Here is an 18,716-nt window from a genome sequence, read left to right as displayed (position 1 = left end):
TTTCCAGGCCGACCCGGCTGAAGCTGTCAGGTGCATGGTTTTTTGCCCGTCGATGATCGCGGAGGGACGGTTTCTTGTTTTTCATGGCAGCCGCCGGGAGACCCGAGAGATTTTATCAGGGAAAACTGTATGACAGAGGAAAAAAAGAAGACCACAGGTTCCAGGGAACCGAAGATTCGCAAAGTGACCACCGGTGCCTGGTGGAAGAGTGCAAAAGACCTGCTGGCCGGCAAGAAACAGGCAGAGGAAGAGCAGCAGAGTGGCGAGAGTGAAGCTGCAGAAGTGAAAGAGGCCAGCGAAGCGAAAGAACAGCCTGAAACGAGCGATGGCCAGGAGGAACAGGCTGGAGCCGAGACCCCGGCCACCGGGACTGCTGGCGGCGGGAGCAGAAAAAAGGGCCGCGGCCGTAGCCGTTCTGCTCGTAAATCAGAGTCGCGCAAAAGCGGCGAGTCAGCCAGGGACAAGCTAGACGAGGCGGACGAGGCAGCTGTGACCGGCGACACGCCCTCCGCCGAGCCGGTGGAGTCAGCGGCCCGGGACGGTGCCGTCGAGGAGGAACCGACCGCCAGGAAAGGTCGCACCCGCTCCAGGAGCTCCGGTCGCCGGGGCCGCTCGCGGAAAAAGAACGAAGAGGCAAAGCCAGCGGAAGAACAGCCGGCCCAGGCCGACTCGGAAGAGAGCGGTGGCGGAGAAAGCGGAAGCGAGAAAAAACGTGGCGGGCGCAAATCGTCCAGCGCAGGTTCGCGGCAGAAACAGCAGCGCAGCCAGGAGCCGGCCCGGGAAACCGCTTCGGGTAAAGATGAGGAGAAGATCGTCACCAAGCTGCTCATCAACGCCGAAGAACCGGAAGAGTGCCGTATCGCCCTGGTGGAAAACGGCCGCCTGCAGTCCTTCCACGTCAACACCGTGGTCCGGGAACGGACCAAGAATAATATCTATAAGGGGCGAATCGTCTCGGTGGAAGCCAACCTCCAGGCCGCCTTTGTCGACATCGGCACCGGCCGCAACGGCTTCCTGCCCTTCTCCGATATCCATCCTGAATACTACAAGGAGGATGTGGACGAACGCAGCCGGGAACTGATCGCCAAGAAGCAGTGGAAAAAGCTCAAGATCGAAAACGTGGTCAAGCGGGGCCAGGAGGTCCTGGTCCAGGTGGTGAAAGAGGTCACCGGCAATAAGGGGGCCAACATGACCACCTATCTCTCCCTGCCCGGTCGCTATCTCGTTCTCATGCCGGGAAGCGACTCCTCGGGCATCTCCCGGAAGATCGCCGGGGAAGAGAGGCGGGCCCAGCTGCGGGACATGATGTCGTCCTTCAACATTCCCGAAGGGATCGGGTTCATAGTTCGTACCGCCAGTGCCGATATCACCAAGACCGCTCTCCAGCAGGACCTGCGCTACCTGCTTCGTCTGTGGAAGGAAATCAAGAGAAGGGGCCAGACCATGGAGGCCCCGGCCCTGATCTACGAAGACCAGGATATAGTGGTTCGCTTCCTGCGCGACCACTTCGTGCCCGAGATCCAGGAGATCCTGGTCGATACCCAGGACTCCTTCGACCAGGTCCAGAAGTTCGTCGAGCTGCTTCCGGCCAAGCAGCGCCAGGTCAGGATACGGCTGCACCGGGGGGCCAAGCCCATCTTCAACCAGCACAACGTCGAAGAGCAGATCGAGTCCATCTACCAGCCGCAGGTGCCGCTTCCCTCGGGAGGTTCCATTGTCATCAATCCCACCGAAGCACTGGTGGCCATTGACGTCAACTCCGGCCGGACCTCGAAAAATGGTGATTTTGACGAGACCATCTTCCTGGCCAACATGGAGGCGGCCGATGAGCTGGCCCGCCAGCTGCGGCTGCGCGACCTGGGCGGCCTGATCGTGGTGGACTTCATCGATATGCGCAACAAAAAGCATATTCGCGAGGTGGAGAAACAGGTCAAGGCGGCCATGAAACGGGACAAGGCCAAAGTGGATGTCAGCCGCATCTCCCGCTTTGGCCTGATGCAGATATCCCGCCAGAAAATGGGCGCGCCCATCGAGAAAGGCAGTTATCGGCGCTGTGAGTACTGCCAGGGTCGCGGGGTCATCCGCTCGGTGGAAACCCTGGCCCTCTACTACCTGCGTCGCATCCAGACCGGCATCAGCCGCAAAAAGGTGAACCGGGTGGAGGCCAGGCTCCCTCTGGAAGTGGCCCAGTATCTGCTTAACAAGAAACGGACCGAACTGGCCGAGCTTGAGAACCGTCACCAGGCCACCATCGATATCATCCCCAGGCCGGAGATGAAGCCCGGTGACAACCAGCTGGAGTTTCTCTCGGTCTGATCTCTGCAGGCGTTGGAAGGTACCGGGATAGAAGCCCGACAAAAATATCTTGTACTCCGTCTCAAGTTAGGGTATAGTCGCCCGCGTTACATGCGCCAGTAGCTCAGCTGGATAGAGTGCCGGACTACGAATCCGTAGGTCGGGGGTTCGAATCCTCCCTGGCGCGCCAGAAATATCAGCCCCTTGATCGTTCAGGTCAAGGGGCTGTTTTCGTTGTATACTCCCTGTTTCTCTCCCCATTTCTCCACTCCACCGGGTTTCTTGTTTTTCTCTTCTGCTGCATTTGTATCTCCCTGCGCCCGGCTTCTCTCTGGTCCAATGGATTATCTATTGTTGTGGTACTGCTCTTCAGTATGTAATTCATATATCTTAAGTGAGAATAGCATGTTTTGCAGCAATTTGTGTATATGCAAGTAACTGTTGAGATTTGAATAGGGATATCCCATAAAAGAATCAGGCTTTTTGAACGGTCATTTTAGGGAAAAGGCTCTTTTTTGAATCTGAGAAAAACGTATATTAACAGTAAGCAGATGTACCACAAATTTCAGTTAAACTATTGCCTTGAAGGTATACGTGACGCGTATTCTGGTTGTTATCTGCATATTCTCAGTTGTTCCATTTCTTAACTCTTCCGTTCAGGCGGGAAAGAAACCCGCCGTAGATCTGCACTTTGTCAACCCTCAGGTAACCACGTCGACCAACATCCACTTTAACCGGTATTACTGCACTGAATGTCATCTGGACATTCAAGATAAAGGGAAGAAACCGTTGTTAAGGTTTGCCGACTTTACCCAGACCTGCCGCTGTCACGGCTATACGCCCGACACCTACACCCATCCGGTGGGTGTCACCCTGAGCCCGGAAAAGAAAGCCAAGATCCCCCCCAGTACCCCCTCACGGACGGCAGAATCACCTGCAAGACCTGCCATGACCTGCGGCTTCAGTGTCGCGACGATGAAACCCTGGCCCGCACCAACCGGGCCTTCCTCCGCATCAATCCTTATCTGTCCCGGACGGCCATCTGCTACCAGTGCCACGACGAACGCAAATACCGGATGCTCGATCCTCACAACCAGCTCGACGAACAGGGACGGATCAAGGAGGAAAAATGTCTCTACTGCCATCAGAGCGTGCCCGACGTCCAGCATGCAACCCTGAAGAAACGGCGGCCCGACGATGAGGTTGTCTCCCTGATCGGCAACCTTGACGTGGTCTGTTACCGGTGCCATTACAAGCAGACCAGGCAGCACCCCATCAACGCCAATCATCTCAAGAAACCCACCAGGAAAATTATGCGGTCCATGCGCTGGGCCGAACGGAAGTTCGGCATCGTCATGCCGCTGGACAGTTCCGGCAAGGTAACCTGCATAACCTGTCATAATCCACATGAAAAGGGGGTGATACCGTCACAGAGAACGGCTTCCGCAGGGGCGGGAGAACGCGCCAGGCTCAGGCTGCCGAGGGTGGCCGACAAGATATGTTTGGCATGTCACAGTAACAACTAAGGAAGGGGAGGCTATGACATTTACAACTATTTCCCGGTCATTACTGGCTGCGGTGGTAGCACTGGTTGTCTCATGCTGTCTGGATTGGGAGGTACAGGCAGCGGATATGGGCAACTGTCTCTTGTGTCACAAGTATCCAGGCTTGAGCCGGGTTGACGAAGCCGGTCGCATGAAGCTGATGTTCGTCAACGAGGATATCTTCAACAAGAGCGTGCACTCCAAGGTCAAGTGTGAGGGGTGTCACACAGATATAACCAAGATTCCACACGATCCGGCCAAGCCGGTGGACTGTCTGACCGAATGCCACATCGTCGAACCCACCAGTGAGCAGAAATTTTCCCATAAGGAGGTGGAAAAATTTCTCAATAACAGTGTCCACTCCAAGATTGACGAAAAGGGCAGGCCGAAACAATTCAGTGAAGACATGCCCTCATGCAAAGACTGTCATGACAACCCGCTGTTTCGGCCGCTGGCCTTTGTCAAGAAGGTACGGCCCGGAATCGCCGAAGACGCCATGGGCCGCTGCCGGGTATGTCACAAAAAAGAAGATTTCATATTCCGGTTCTACAATCACATAACAACCAGGATGCACAAGAGCCGCAGTCCGCTCAACATCGCCCAGGCCTGCGGAAAATGTCATGACGATCCGGAACTGGTCGCCCGTCACAACCTCAAGACCAAGGCCGGCTATTCCTACAGTGAAACTTTTCACGGCAAGGCGGCCAACCTGCTCGATGAAAGTGTGCCCGACTGTCTCGACTGCCACGTGGTCAAGGGCAAGTCGGTCCACCAGATGTATGGCAACGATGATCCCAGGTCCTCCACCTATCCGGCAAACCGTGGCAATATCTGCAATTCCGTGGACTGTCATCCCGGCGCATCGGTGAAGTTTGCCAACTACAAGGTCCATGCCGAGTACAGCAAGGAACAGAGTCCGGTGATCTACTGGTTCACCACCTTCTTCATCATTCTCACCGGCGGCACTCTGCTGCCCCTGATGGGAATCATGTTCCTCGACCTGTTGCGCAGACTGTTCCCCAATGCCACCATCATGCGTAGGAGGAAATAACGATCATGTCTGAAAAGTATCCACCGATCAAGATAGTCAACGGCAAGAAGTACTTTTACCGCTTCAACCTCAACCAGCGCATCCAGCACATCATCCTGGCGGCAACGGTCATCATTCTGGTGCTCACCGGCATGCCTCTCAAGTTCAGCGGCAAGCCCTGGGCTCCGTACCTGTACGCCATGTTCGGCGGAATCGATGTCGCTCCCATGGTCCATAAAATTACCGGCGCCATCATGCTGGTTCTCTTTGTCTACCACGTGTACTGGCTGATAACCACCATCTACCATAACCATCTGTTGCCGCTCAAGCGGGAGGGCAAGCTGACGTTTGGCAACGTGGTCCGGGTCCTGCTCAGGCTGCCCATGGTGCCCAACATGAAGGATGCCAGGGATATAGCGGGGCTGATCAAGTACCTGCTGTTTTTCACCAACGAGCGCCCGGCCGGAGACGAATACACCTGGAAGGAAAAGTTCGATTACTGGGCACCGTTCTGGGGTATTTTCGTCATCGGCATCACCGGAATCATCATCTGGAACAAGGAGTTTTTCACCCAGGTGATCCCTGGTGACGCCATTAACCTCTGTTTCATCGCCCACAGCGACGAGGCCCTGCTCGCAGCGCTGTTCCTTTTCATATGGCATTGGTACAACGTGCATTTTTCCACTTCTGTCTTTCCCATGGGCACGGTGTTCATCACCGGGTACCTGCCGGAGGAACTGATGCGGGAGGAGCATTACGAGCATTATGTCCGGGTCATGAAGGAAATGGGGCTGGAGGACGAGATTCTACCCCCCCATGGCGGACACAGCTCGCCCTGTGATTCGGATGACGGAGATGGCGGCCTCCAGGCCTCCGCCGAAGATGGTCCACAGGCAGAAAACAAGATCCAGCAGGGAGGGACTGCGGCATGAAACTGAAATGTTTTCTCACCAAGCTCTACATCATCGCCTTCATGGGACTGGTGGTTTTCTTCATGGTCCTGATATGGAACCTGACCTTTGCCCATCTCATCCATGAATACCACTCGCGCAAGAGCGGCGAGGAGGCCCAGACCCATAAGGGAGAGAAAAAGAAGGATAAGAACACCTTTGAGCAGATAATTCTGAAAAGCGAGAAACGGGTCAAGAACTACCTGGGATACCGGGTCCTGGAGCAGCAGTACATCGAGGGCCATTTTCACCACATCGGGCTGGATATCGCCCCGGACAGGTACTCCTACTGCAGTTCCTGCCATGGCGACATGCCCCATGACGCGGTCAAGGACATCCGGGCCTTTCTGAACATGCACGCATTTTTCGTCGGCTGCCAGACCTGTCATGTCAAGCCCTCGCCCGAGCAGGCCACCGGAATCTACAAATGGTACGACCGGGTGACCGGCGAGATCGTCGACAGCCCGGTCACCGGCGCCCATCCCGGCACCTACGGAGCCAAGATCATCCCCTTTGTCCGTGAGGACGGGGTCCTTGTCCGGATCGATTCCCAGGACAAGATCGATTTTGTCAACGAGTATCGGAAAATGGAAAGAAGCCTCAGTGAGGGGCAGAAGTCCAAGGCTAAAAAGATTATTCATAAGGATATCAGCAAGAAGCCGATTATGTGTGAGGAGTGTCACCGTAAGGACAATCCGCTGCTGCCCCTTGCCGCCCTGGGCTATCCCAAGGAGCGCATTGACTCCATCACCAGTACCGAAGTTGTCGGCATGATCAAGAACTACACCAAGTTCTACATGCCAAAGATGCTGCATCCGGGTGAGAGCAAATCGTCACCCGCCGAGGATCAGACGGTGCAGCCCACTGCGCCGGCAGAGTCCGGCGAACATGCTGTGGAGTAGCTCGGCTTTGGAAAACAGGTGGATTACCTGAAAATCCTGGAGGCGATAATGGTGCTGCATCCCGGTTGGAGAACAGGGCGACGTCTGGCTGTGATGGTTTTTTTTGCATGGCTGCTCGTTCTTGTGAACGGGACGTCGGCTTTGGCGGTCAATCTGACCATGGTGCGGCACCGTTTCGATATTGTCAAGGAATTCAGACAACCCAGTGATGTGGCTGTCAATGGCGAAGGCGATATCTATGTGGTGGACGGTGTCAATCACTGCGTCAAGGTGTTCGGGGGTGATGGCCGTTTTCTGTTTCGTTTCGGTACACGTGGAGCGGGACGTGGGGAATTTTCCTATCCGCTCGGCATAGATATTGACCAGCAGGGGAGGGTCTATATCGCTGATACCGGCAACCGGCGCATCCAGATTTTTACAGCCAGGGGCAGGTTCCTGTCCCTTGTTCCGGTGGAGTCCACGGGTGAGAAACCGGCAGATCCCGTGGATATTGGTGTCACCCGGGATGGAACAGTCGGATTTGTCTCTGATAACGATAATCACCACATCCTCAAGTATGATCTTGTTTCCGGCCGGTTGCTTGCCCGGTTCGGCAAGCCGGGTATCGAGCGCAAGGAGTTCCGGTATCCATTTCTTGTCTCGCTGTATAAGGACAAATACCTCCATATCGTTGACGTGATAAATACAAGGGTGCAGGTCCTGACCGATACGGGAAAATTTGTGACCTTTATTGGTGATTGGGGAGTCGAAAAGGGACAGTTCTTCCGGCCCAAGGGTGTGGCGGTTGACCGCGATGGCCTGGTGTATGTCAGTGATTCATACATGGGGGTTATTCAGGTTTTTACCAGTGAAGGGCATTTCGAGTCGGTGATCGGCGATCCTGAAACCGGCACGGTCAAGCGTTTCAAGACCCCGGTGGGAATCTACGTGGACCGGGATGATCGGTTGTACGTGGTGGAGATGTTTGGCGAACGGGTCAGCGTGTTTGATCTTGTGAAAAATTAGGGTCTCTTGTTTTATGGTGGTATCAGGAGTGAGGCGACATACCCCACGTGGCATCCTGCTCATGCTGTTCATTTTGCAGGTACTGACCGGGCTTGCCCAGGCGGAAGATACGTCTGTGGAAGCGCCGCGCAACCCCAGTTCGGCCAAGGAGTGTGCGCTCTGCCATTATCGCTGGATAGATACCTTTTTCATTGATGGTCGTGGCTCGGATCTGGTGCCGTATCAGGCAGTAAAGGTGGTTGCCAGCGCCGAGATCTGTTTTTCCTGTCATGATGGCAGTGTAGTGGATTCCAGAGACCGGGTCTACAACGACCGCCGTCACCCCATCAACAAACCGCCACCTCCGGATATGGAGATCCCGTCAATATTTCCCCTGGATGAAAACGGGTTCATGCAGTGTGCCACCTGTCACACCGCCCATGGTGTGCCCAGCGAGATGGGGATTGAAAAGACCATCTTCATCCGCGCCTCCAACGAAAACTCCGCCATGTGCCGGATGTGTCACCGCGACAAGACCGGTGGCCCGGACCGGGGCAACCATCCCGTGGATACGACCCGGCTCGATATCTCGCCGGAACTGGTTCGCATGGGTGGGGTGATCGGGACCGAGAAAAACCGGGTGATCTGCGAGACCTGCCATTCGGTCCACGGGGCGGCCAATGACAAGTTTCTGGTCGACACCGCCTCCGGCGGCGCCCACCTCTGCCTGGACTGCCACGCCGACAAGGCCGACCTGGTGGGTTCCAGTCATGATCTGCGCAAAACAGCGCCACAGTCTGTAAACCTCAAGGGAAAGATCCCCGAGGAATCAGGGATCTGCGGCGCCTGTCATCTGGTGCATGGCGGCAGCAGGGTGGTCCTGTGGGGGCGGGAGATGCCGGAGAAGAGCAGCGGCTCGACCTCTCAGGACTTTTGTCTCGGCTGCCACCGGGAACAGGGTGTTGCTCCGAAAAAGTTACTCAGTGGCTTTTCCCATCCCCTGGAAGTGTCTCTTTTTGATAAGGGGATGCAGCCGGAGCTGCCGGTCTATGATCTCCGGGGCCAGGCGGTCTCCCTGGATCGGGGGATGCTGACCTGTTCCACCTGCCATGATCCCCATCGTGGGACGACGCAGAAAACCGGTACCGAGGGCAGGGAGCATTTTCTCCGTCAGGCCGTGACTCCTTCGCCTGAACTCTGCCGTCAATGTCATCCGGAAGAGGCGCTGGTGGAAAGGACAGACCACGATCTGCTGGCATCCGGGAAGGATCTGACCAATATCCAGGGGGCACCACCCCGGCAAAGCGGCCCCTGCGGGGTCTGTCACCTGATTCATAACGCCAAAAGCAAAGAGCTGTGGGCCATGCCCCTGTCAGCTACCCGAAAGTCGCCTCCATCAGAAGCAGTTTGCCTGAGCTGCCATAATCGGCGCGGTGTTGCGGCAAAAAAGGTGATTCGCAGGTATTCCCATCCGGTCAATATCAATCCGACCAGGAGAAAGATCCGCACAACTCTGCCCCTCTATACCCGCAAGGATACACGCAAGGGCAAAAAGGGCCTTATGACCTGCCTGACCTGCCATAATCCCCACAGGTGGGATCATCGGGAAAAAAAGGTCCGCTTGACCGCCGGCATGGAGGGCGATGCCCGCAACAGTTTTTTGCGTCTGCCTGCCTCACCATCACCCATACTCTGCGGTGACTGTCACCGGCGAAAGCGGTTTGTGGAGATGACCGAGCACGATATGATCGTCATGGCGCCGGCCTCCACCAATATGAAAGGCCAGCGGCCCTTGGAGTCGGGGACCTGCGGGGCCTGTCATGTTGTCCACAACTCCAGGAACAAGGTGCGGCTGTGGGCCAGGAAATTCGGCCGGGGGGCCGGGGTCATGGACCGGATGTGCAAGTCCTGCCACCGGCGCGGTGATCTGGCCGAGGCCAAGGTGCCACGGGTGGATTCCCATCCGGAGGGAATGCTGATCACCAATGTCGGTCGCAACATCGAGGGCAAACCCAATTACTTCCCCTGTTTGACAACCGGACCGGGAAAAAGGTGACGGTGGGCGACATCTCCTGCGCTTCCTGCCACGAGGTGCACCAGTGGGATCCGAGATATGACCGGATCGGCGCCGGTGTCAACGTGGAAGGCCGGGCCACCAACAGTTTCCTGCGCAAACAGACCTATTCGCTCATGTGCATCGACTGCCATGGTCTGGATGCCCTGTTCCGTTTCAAGTACTACCATAACTCCAAACAGCGCGGTCCGGATCTCTACCGATAGGTCTCCGCCCTCTCCGGCTGGGCGCGGGCTGCTCCCGCCCGGCTGGAAAATCAGGAAAATCCTCTGCCTGATGTAGGGTTTTAGAGCCCCACAATTAGGAAAACCCTCTTTTTTCTTTGTCCTGGACGCCGTAATATGCTGTACTGAGTTTGTGCATCCAGCCTTGACGCCATGACCGTGATGACGGTGGGATGGGTGTCATGGTGATCCTACACTGTGTCCGCACAACAAATTCCCCCTTCGGGCATAAAATTGCCTGATCTATCCCATCGACCCTGTTATATTGGATTTGTTCTGTGAAATTGGAGGCGCAGGACATTGTGAGAAAATAGAGGTAGGCAACAAAAAAGGAAAGAACAGTTCAAAAGGAGGAGGAAGTAATGGTTAGAGTGCACCAGAGACGGCACAGATCGTGCCATATCAAGGTCGGTACGAGATGGCCGGTGTATCTGCTGGCGGTTCTGACGATGGTTTTGTTTGTCATGATCCTGTCCACGCAGGCACTGGCCGCAAAGAACGATAAGGGCGGCAAGGCGAAGATTGTCGTTGTCTCGCCACCCGATGGCGCCTTTATTACGGAGAAGACGGTGTTCCTTGCCGGACATATCAAAGGGGCCAAGACTGACAAGGTTGCCATAACCGGAGTGGCCACCAAGGTGGCCAAGGGAATTGTTCCGGTCACGGACGGGACCTTCGGGACCCTGATTACCTTCAAGAAGGGACAGAATATCATCACAGTTTCCGGGGCCGGGGCCAAAAAACAGATCAAGGTCTACTATGCCCCCAAGGAGAGCGTGAAAAAGGGCGCCAAACCGCCCAAGGGCTTCAAAAGATTCTACGTTCACGCCAAGGCCGGAGAGCTGAGCTGCAAGGAATGCCATCGCAAGCGGCGCGGCAAGTATAATTTCACCCGTCTTGTGCCGGCCCGTTCCAACTGTACCACCGGCAAGTGTCATTCGACCATGGGCAAGGCAGCCCATGTCCATGGTCCTGTAGGCGCCGGGGTCTGTATCTCCTGTCATAATCCCCATGGATCGTTCGAGCCGCTGCAGCTTGAGCGGACCGGCCAGGATCTCTGTCTCGTCTGCCATGAGGGCAAGAGAAAGGATCTCGAGGCCAATGTTGTGCATCCGCCGGTGGAAGAAGGGTGTGTGGACTGCCATGATCCGCATCAGTCCCCCATGCGTTTCCAGCTCCGTGGTGATGGCAAGATGGTCGCAAGCCTCTGCTTCAACTGCCACGAAAAGGAGATGTTTTCCAGGAAGCACCAGCACGGTCCCGTGGGCACCGGTGACTGTATCGCCTGTCATTACCCGCACAGTTCTGCCAATGAAAAGCTGCTGATCGCCCCGCCGGACAAGGGCCAGCTCTGCTTTGAATGTCATGAAAATGTACGGGAGCAGCTTACCAGAAAAAATACCCACGAGCCCGTGGAAGAGGACTGCAGCACCTGCCACGATCCGCATAGCTCGGATACCCGCTACCAGCTGGTGGCTCCACCCAAAGATCTCTGTGCCAGCTGCCATCGGGATGTGTCCCCGGAAATCTACGAGGCCATCGATACGGCCAAGTATAAGCATGAGCCGGTCTCCAAGGGCGAATGCACCAAGTGCCATATGCCGCACGGTTCCGATGTGAGCTCTCTGCTCAAGGGCAAGGGCATCAAACTGTGCGGTACCTGCCATGAGGATCTTGGCGACGAGATTGCCGAGAGCAAGAATCTCCATGGCCCGGTCAAGACAGGCAGCTGTAACGAGTGCCATAACATCCATGGCTCCGAGTTCAGCCGCCTTCTGGTGCGCTATTTTCCCGAGGAATTCTACACCGAATACCAGCCGCAGAAGTATGATCTCTGTTTTGGCTGCCATAACAAGGACGTTGCCAAGAAGAAAAACACCACCAAGTTGACCAACTTCCGCGATGGCAGCTACAATCTCCACTTTTTCCATGTCAACCGGAAAAAGGGACGGAGCTGTATCGCCTGTCATAACCCCCATGCCAGTAGCCAGGCCAAGCATATCCGCTACGAGGTACCCTTTGGCCGCTGGTCGTATCCCATCGAGTTCACTTCGACCAAGACCGGTGGTGGCTGTGTGGTCGGCTGTCATGCTCCGAAGAAATATGACAGGAACAAACCTGTGGAAAAGCATGGCAAATAACATCCATTATTCACTCTCGTAAGCCCGGGAAAGCGCAGGACCGCACAAAAGGTGGATCCTTGAGCGGAGTGGCAGCAACAGGGCCGCTCCGTTTCGGGACACCCTTGCCCCTGATAGCTGAACCGGGATCCGCAGGCTGGTTTAGCGGAGTGGAAAATCTAAGTCATAGTCTGACGGAGTGCTCATAAGATGGTGAGAACAATCAGTACCTATCGAAGAATCAATTTTTTTCTGCTCTCGTTGTTTATCGCCGGTTTTTTTGTCATCAATGGAACCGGCCGGGCAGAATCCTTTCCCTTTCGCTCCCTGAAGATCGGCAAGCCGGCTCCGGATGTGGAGTTTGCCGGCTTTAGGACCGAACCCGGTACCTCCATTCATGCCCATGCCGGGAAACCCATCCTGCTTGTGTTCTGGGGCGGTGATCTTGAAGCGAAGAAGAAACGGTCCATCAAAGTACTCAAGGTGGTCAAGGACCTGCAGCCCTATCTCAAGGAAAAAGGGGTGACGCTGCTGGTGGTCAATGTCCAGAACGATGGTGATGGTGTGGTCAATGAGGTCATGGAAAAGACCGGGCTGTCCGTTCCGCTCTATGTGGATCCCAATCGGACCGCGTACGGAAAGTTCGGCCTCTATGTCCTGCCCTCGGTGCTGCTCATCGATGCCAAAGGCAATGTTGCCGGAGGGGTGGGATATTCCAAGGATATCGCCGAGCGTCTCCGGGGTGAGGTCGATGTCATGCTCGGTGAGAAGACCCGGGAACAGCTCGAGGCGGAGTTGAATCCCGAGATGAAGGAAATGCCCAAGGAGCAGAAACTGGCCCGGCGCCACATGCACATGGGCATGACCATGAAGCACAAGGGCATGCTGGAAGCCGCTGTCCGGGAAATGAAGAAAGCTCTGGAACTGGATCCGCAGCTTACCGAGGCCCGGGTCGAACTGGGTTGTCTTTACGTGGACCAGGACAAGCTCGACGAGGCGATCAAGGAACTGGAAGCCGGACTTGACCAGGAGCCCGATTCCCTCAAGGCGGAGATATGCCTGGCCAGGGTCAGCATGAAGATGGGTGAACTTGAGGAAGCGCTGGCCGACATGCAGGCGCTGCTGTTTCGCCACGGCCGTGATCCGGATCTCCATTTCCTGATCGGCACCCTCCAGGAGAAACTGGGCGCGCCCGAAGAAGCTGCCAGGGAGTATAAAAAGGCCTATGAACTGCTGCAGCGCAAGATGATGCTGCACGAGTAGTTATTTTCATACGCCATGGCTTGCGTCGAACCGGCCCGGGGGCTTTTCATTTGTCCCCGGGCCTTTTTTGTTGTTACCGGAAAATTCTCTTCCCATGGCCCTTCATCAGGGATGAACGGCTTGGCCAGGAATCTCCACCCTCACCGGACCTGTTAACCCTGGACAGATATGTTTTTTTCATGCGCCCGGAACTGGTTTGCGGTGCGACAATAGATCCGTCCGGATGACTCCCGGGGCATGGCCACAGGCTGAGGGGACGTTGCGGAGCCGGCGCAAATTTCCCGAACCTGCCTTGCTCCGCCATGCGGCACGCCGCCGGGAGTGGCGAATGGGGTGGGATGCGGAGGGAAGGTTATCCTGGCCGGGCGGTTGCCAGACGAGGGGCGGGCATTGAGTGGTGCGACGGAAAATGGGACAGGCAAAACCTTGGCCGGAGGCCGCCCTGCCCCGGCAGGCAAAAGGATATAGGCTATGCAGGATTCACTGTCCAAGAGGGGCAGGCTGGAGGATGTCTGGTCCCTGTTCCCCCGGTTGCTCCCGTTCCTTTTTCAGCTCCTCTTCCACCTCTTCCGGAGTTTTCACCTCTGGCCGCTGCTGGCCGTTTTGCGGGTTCTGGAAGAGCGGGAACTTGTATTCAAAGGCAATATCCAGCACCTGGACGCGCTGGTTGAAGAGGTCGGCAACCAGGAGATATCCATCCCTGGTCAGGGCCAGGGAGGAGGGGTACTGGAACCAGCCGGCTGCGCCGCCCATACCGCCGAATTCATGCATGAAGGTGCCGCCCATGTCGAAGATAAGCACTGTGTGGCGCATGTAGTCCACCACGTAGACCGCCTTTTTCTCCTCATCGACCACCAGTCCCCTGGGACGGCTCATTTTGCCGGTGGAGCCACCTTTCTGGCCAAAGGAGAACAGGAATTCCTCGCTGTGGGAATAGACATAGACCTTGCTGGTCTCCTCGCTGAGAATATAGATGTGGCCTTCCCTGTCGGTGGCCACATCGGTGACCTTGACCGGTCCGTGCCCGGCTTTACGCTCTTTCTTGTAATCCTGGGCCTTGCCGGGCAGGAGACCGGGCGGCAGCAACTCTGTCATGTCCAGGGTGTCTTCCTCTTCCTCTAAATCCTCGGCCGTTGCCTCGTCAGTCCCGGCACCACCTGTCTCGTCGGCGAACATGTTCGCAAGCGTTGCCTCTTTGAAGGCCTCTGGATCGTAGATACGGTCCATGGGCCGGAGCCAGTGGGAGAAGTTGCCCTCGCTGTCCAGGACGAGCAGGCCCCTGGTGTTCTGCCCGGCAACATACATCTTTCCAGTCAGGCCGATAACCATGTTGCGCGGGGAGAAGTCCTCGGCTTCGGGAATCTGGTCCAGGGCAATTTCGTCTTCCTTGAAAAAGGCCGGGTTGAACAGGGTGATCCGCCCCGGTTTGTCCGATGTTTTTCCCTGGCAGACATAGATGGTGCCATCCCGGTGGATGTACACGCCCCGGGGGGCATCCACCCCGCGGCCGGGGCCAAGTGAGACGATGGGAAAGAAGTTGGAGCCGTAGACAACGATCTTGCTCTTGCCCCCGCCGACCACGTAGATCTCATCCATGTCGTGGTCGTAGGTGACAAAGGAGGGATAGCGCAGCGGTTCACCGAGCTCGTCAAAGCTCAGCAGGGCAATTACCTGGACGGCAACGCTGTTCTCCTCTCCTTCGGCGCTCTGCGCCCTTGCCGGCAAAAACAGGACAAGAAGGGTCAGAGCCAGCAGGAAAGGCCGCAGCAAGCGGCCATACCGGTCAACGATGACATTTACTGCAGACATGTCCACCAAGCAGATCACCTATGAGCATATACCGGTAACTGGAACCATGGGGATTATGACAGCTGGAGCAGGAAAGTTCGCGTCCTTTCCGGCGCGGATCCGGTTTGCTTTTCAGGGGATGGTTGCCCACCGGATGGCCCTGCTCAACCCCTGCAGTTCGATGTGACAGCTGGTACAGAGTTCGTTTATGGGCTTATGGAGCTGAAAGCGAACAGCGCTGGCATGGGGGCTGTGGCAGGCCACGCAGCCTCCACCCTGGATAATGCCGTGCGAGTAGAATCCGATGCTTTTTTTCGCCGCGTCCTTCTTGTCGGCATGGCAGCCCACACAGAGGTCGCTCAGACCGTCGGCCCAGAGTTGAAACTTGTACTTGTCACCATGGGGATCATGGCACACCGTACAGTCTCCGGTGCCCACCGGGCCGTGGACGTGTTGCTGATCGCGGAATTTCTGTTTATTGACATGACACTCGAAACAGATTTCATCCACCCGTCCCGTCAGCACGGTGATTTTGGTGTTCCCCTTGCCCTTGCGGTGACAGCTCATGCAGTAGACATTGGCCGAGGGACTGTGGAGCCACATGGACTGGCTGATCAGCTGCCGGTGACAGGAGAAGCAGACTGGAGAAAAATCCTCATTTTTCCGCAGTCGCTTGACGTCCAAGTTGGCATCTTTTGGCAGCTTCTCCGTGTGGCATTTGGCGCAGTCCCTGGGTACCACGGCGTTGCGATGAAAGAGATGGGCGGCCGGGTCTTCGAAATCCACATTGAGCAGGGTCCGTACAGGTCGGTACCGAATCTTCAGTTCCCGTTCATCCGGGTAGATGATGTAGGTGTTGGACCCTCTTTTCATGGGCAGGGTGTAGTGGACATAATCCACCCCGTCATCCTTCCAGTGTCCCAGGGCATCGATGACCTGGGTGTCTCCCTTGCGGTTGATGACCTGTTCCACCCGAAGATAGGCCAGGTCCTGCTGGTTGGTGACCTTGAGTACCAGCGAGGTGGTCGATCTTCTGGCCTGGATCATCAGCTTGCCATTGCCGGTTTGGGGTGTCAGGATGGTGTAGGCGTGGGCCGGATACGGCAGCATGGGCATGAGAAGGAAGAGCAGGCCGCAGAGCCGGACCAGTTGAAGGTGACAGAGTTTTTTCAGACAGGACATGACAGTTATTTTACCTTGTGTGGTTGGATCCCTGGGGCAATGAACATGGCTGGAAGCGCCAGCCGGTCAACAATACTCAGTAAACAGGTCTTGAGGTTACCTTGTGCCTGTCCAGAAATGGTATTTTCGCCCGATCTCTGCGTCATGCTCAAAAAATAATGCTCGGAATATTACGCATATGCCTGCGCTTATTTTTTTCGCATTCCTTGATCTCGAACGAAAATCCTCATTTCTGGACAGACACTACCTTGCAAAATTGTATTTCGGAGTCTCGCTCACTCGCTTATCTGATCATGAACGAAACTCCTTATTTTTCAAGGCACTCACTTCAGTTAAAATATTCTGATTACCATCAATCTTTGGCATTGAAACCGGTGTCGTCCTCACCCGTTTCACGGGACGCCATAAACCCGTCCCTGGGGGCTTGACTGTGGCCATCCAGGCCACAGACACCCGTGAAACAGGTGAGGCCGACACCTTCAGGTATCGGTTGAATTTCAGTGGTAATCACATAAAATATTCCCGGGTCAGGTCTTGAGCCGGGAAAGACTTTCTTCCAGCCGGTGCAGGGCCTCCTCCACCTGGGAATCGTTTCCAGCGCGCACGGCTTTTTCCGCTGCCCGGTAATTGTCCTTGATCTCCTGAATCCGCTGGCGGACACTGGCCGTGGCCTTGTTGACCTCATCGGCAAGGTCCATGAGCAGGTCGCCTTTGCGCAGACGGATCTCCTTGGTCAGTTCTCCCTCCTGTACCTGCTCCAGGTCTTTTTCTATCCTGTAGACCGGACCGGCGATCTTCTGGGGCAGGAACATGGCCAGCAAAAGCCCTGCCACCATGCTCACAGCCGAACCGGTGAGCAGCACCGGCAGCAGGAGATCACTGACCCGGCGGATCTTGAGATGGGCATCGAAGAACGATGAGGTGATTTCGCTCCTGGCATAAAAATAGAGTATGAGCGCAGCCACCAGGGAACAGAGCAATACTATACCGGTTATGCGGATAAGCAGCCACTTCTGCAGTTCTTTTTTGACCGCCAGGTTGAGTTTCTTTCTTTTTATTCTTGTCATCGGTTGTTCAGAGCGTATCTGTTGTACTTTTGTATTCATGCTCATGGTCTGTGTCCCCTTCATGTCGGTTTAGCCATAATTGCGATGACAGTCAATACACAGATCCCGCTTGCTGGCCTGACGTATCCTGGCATCATTGTTCGATGCATGGGGTTCGTGACAGCTTATACAGGTAATCCGGCCATCGGAGAGTACGGGATAGCTGTCTGGAATCTGCACCCTCTTCGAGGGTCTGATGTTGACCGGATGGGAAGTTCCCTGCCAGTAGTCTTCGTGACATGTCCGGCAGACCGTCACGCTGGTTTCGTAGCGGCTTTTGAGCGGTACATGCTGGAAAGACGATGTTGCCCCGCTTTCGTCCGCTCTCATCACCACCGGCCTTTTCTGCAACTGGCGATGGGTGCCCACGGCGAGATAGGTTGGCTGATCGGCGGTGAACTGGAGCAGGTACTTCCTGCCTAGGGCAAAAAAACGATGGTCAAGGCGAACAGACCGGGTGGGGAGGGGATCCTCAGCAAGCAGGGGGGTGGCGCTGACGGTTCCGGTGGAAAACTGGAGGACAGTGGTTTTTGCCACGTTACCGAACATGTCTCTGGCCGTGATCACATATTGATAGGTTTTGTTCCGTTTGACCGGGGAAATGGCCATCGTGTGTTCGGTGGCAAGCACGGCCTCGTAGGAAGTGGAGTGTTCATCCACGCGGCGGATACCATACATGATCTTTGAGCCGGCAGGTTTGTCTGTCTTCCAGGTTACCACGGCGCTGTGGAGTACCCCGCGCTCTACCCCGAGAAACCGGATGTCGCTGATGGCCGGCGGCTGTCTGTCATTTTCCCAGCTGGGCAGGGTCTCCAGAGGAGGCAGGGAAAGGGTGATTACCTCGGGGCGCCCTTCCGGGCCGATTTTCCGGACAAAGATGGTGTCGTCGACGTTTTTGGCCGGAATGAGGAACCAGTGGTCCCGGGCCGGATGGTCATGACGTTTCAGCCAGCGGATTTTTCTGGTCTTGGGGGCCCGGTTGCCGGTGTTCCGGCTGTCGTCTTTCGCGGACAGCGGGGTGGCGGTGGCCGGCGCTGCGGCGGTCACATGGCAGACTGTACAGTTCTGTTCAAGCACCGGGGCATGGATATGGGACAGACCCATGGCCCGGCTGATGCTCTCGGCGTGGCAGTGCAGGCAGTCCTGCGGATCCACTTCCTCGGCATATCCATTGCCCTGGACGAAAAGAGCTGCTGCCGGCAGCATGGCCAGCAGCAGGATAAGGAGTTTTTTCTTTGCTGATGAAATATGCAT

Annotated in this window: 15 protein-coding genes and 1 tRNA gene; 11 read left to right on the top strand and 5 right to left on the bottom strand. The window is 56.1% G+C overall.

The annotated features are described in order from the left end of the window. The first annotated feature begins 129 nt into the window (after positions 1–129). The 11 genes from GF1_RS13295 (at position 130) to GF1_RS13245 (ending at position 13,386) form a co-directional block, all read left to right on the top strand. Positions 130–2,316, top strand: coding sequence for an Rne/Rng family ribonuclease (locus GF1_RS13295; RefSeq protein ID WP_267927037.1), 2,187 nt, complete (start codon positions 130–132; stop codon positions 2,314–2,316). A 92-nt stretch (positions 2,317–2,408) separates the two neighbouring features. Then, positions 2,409–2,485, top strand: a tRNA-Arg gene (locus GF1_RS13290). A gap of 886 nt (positions 2,486–3,371) precedes the next feature. Beyond that, a complete protein-coding gene (locus GF1_RS13285; RefSeq protein WP_267927036.1) occupies positions 3,372–3,821 on the top strand; it encodes a hypothetical protein in 450 nt (149 codons plus the stop codon). A gap of 106 nt (positions 3,822–3,927) precedes the next feature. Next, entirely contained in the window at positions 3,928–4,890 is a 963-nt protein-coding gene (locus GF1_RS13280; protein WP_267927035.1) for a hypothetical protein, read from the top strand. Between the two features lie 5 nt (positions 4,891–4,895). Beyond that, positions 4,896–5,801, top strand: coding sequence for a formate dehydrogenase subunit gamma (locus tag GF1_RS13275; protein WP_267927034.1), 906 nt, complete (start codon positions 4,896–4,898; stop codon positions 5,799–5,801). Beyond that, positions 5,798–6,721 (top strand): hypothetical protein, encoded by a 924-nt coding sequence (locus tag GF1_RS13270; protein ID WP_267927033.1) that lies wholly within the window; start codon positions 5,798–5,800, stop codon positions 6,719–6,721. The genes GF1_RS13275 and GF1_RS13270 overlap by 4 nt, the downstream gene beginning before the upstream one ends. Before the next feature lie 93 nt (positions 6,722–6,814). Further along, complete coding sequence (locus GF1_RS13265) at positions 6,815–7,726, top strand: NHL repeat-containing protein (RefSeq protein WP_267927032.1); 912 nt, start codon at positions 6,815–6,817, stop codon at positions 7,724–7,726. A 28-nt stretch (positions 7,727–7,754) separates the two neighbouring features. Further along, positions 7,755–9,761, top strand: a complete 2,007-nt coding sequence (locus GF1_RS13260; RefSeq protein WP_267927030.1) for a cytochrome c3 family protein — start codon at positions 7,755–7,757, stop codon at positions 9,759–9,761. A 2-nt stretch (positions 9,762–9,763) separates the two neighbouring features. Next, entirely contained in the window at positions 9,764–9,985 is a 222-nt protein-coding gene (locus tag GF1_RS13255; RefSeq protein ID WP_267927029.1) for a hypothetical protein, read from the top strand. Between the two features lie 380 nt (positions 9,986–10,365). After that, positions 10,366–12,144, top strand: a complete 1,779-nt coding sequence (locus GF1_RS13250; protein ID WP_267927027.1) for a cytochrome c3 family protein — start codon at positions 10,366–10,368, stop codon at positions 12,142–12,144. Positions 12,145–12,333: 189 nt separating this feature from the next. After that, complete coding sequence (locus GF1_RS13245; protein WP_267927026.1) at positions 12,334–13,386, top strand: tetratricopeptide repeat protein; 1,053 nt, start codon at positions 12,334–12,336, stop codon at positions 13,384–13,386. A gap of 480 nt (positions 13,387–13,866) precedes the next feature. On the opposite strand, the gene GF1_RS13240 is transcribed toward GF1_RS13245, so the two are convergent. The 5 genes from GF1_RS13240 to GF1_RS13225 form a co-directional block, all read right to left on the bottom strand. After that, positions 13,867–15,195 carry an NHL repeat-containing protein gene (locus GF1_RS13240; RefSeq protein WP_267927025.1) on the bottom strand — a complete coding sequence of 443 codons (1,329 nt, stop codon included), beginning with the start codon at positions 15,193–15,195 and terminating at the stop codon, positions 13,867–13,869. After that, the gene (locus GF1_RS16535; RefSeq protein WP_353740414.1) at positions 15,170–15,325 is read right to left on the bottom strand and encodes a cytochrome c3 family protein; all 156 of its coding nucleotides are present in this window, start codon (positions 15,323–15,325) and stop codon (positions 15,170–15,172) included. Before GF1_RS16535 ends, GF1_RS13240 begins: the two co-directional genes overlap by 26 nt. Continuing rightward, positions 15,307–16,356, bottom strand: a complete 1,050-nt coding sequence (locus tag GF1_RS13235) for a cytochrome c3 family protein (protein ID WP_267927024.1) — start codon at positions 16,354–16,356, stop codon at positions 15,307–15,309. Before GF1_RS13235 ends, GF1_RS16535 begins: the two co-directional genes overlap by 19 nt. Positions 16,357–16,883: 527 nt before the next feature. Continuing rightward, positions 16,884–17,423, bottom strand: coding sequence for a methyl-accepting chemotaxis protein (locus GF1_RS13230; protein WP_267927023.1), 540 nt, complete (start codon positions 17,421–17,423; stop codon positions 16,884–16,886). Positions 17,424–17,492: 69 nt separating this feature from the next. Then, positions 17,493–18,716 (bottom strand): cytochrome c3 family protein, encoded by a 1,224-nt coding sequence (locus GF1_RS13225; protein ID WP_267927022.1) that lies wholly within the window; start codon positions 18,714–18,716, stop codon positions 17,493–17,495.

Origin of the sequence: Desulfolithobacter dissulfuricans, assembly GCF_025998535.1 — a bacterium.
Classification (GTDB): Bacteria; Desulfobacterota; Desulfobulbia; order Desulfobulbales; family Desulfobulbaceae; genus Desulfolithobacter; species Desulfolithobacter dissulfuricans.
This window is presented reverse-complemented; position numbering and strand designations above follow the sequence as displayed.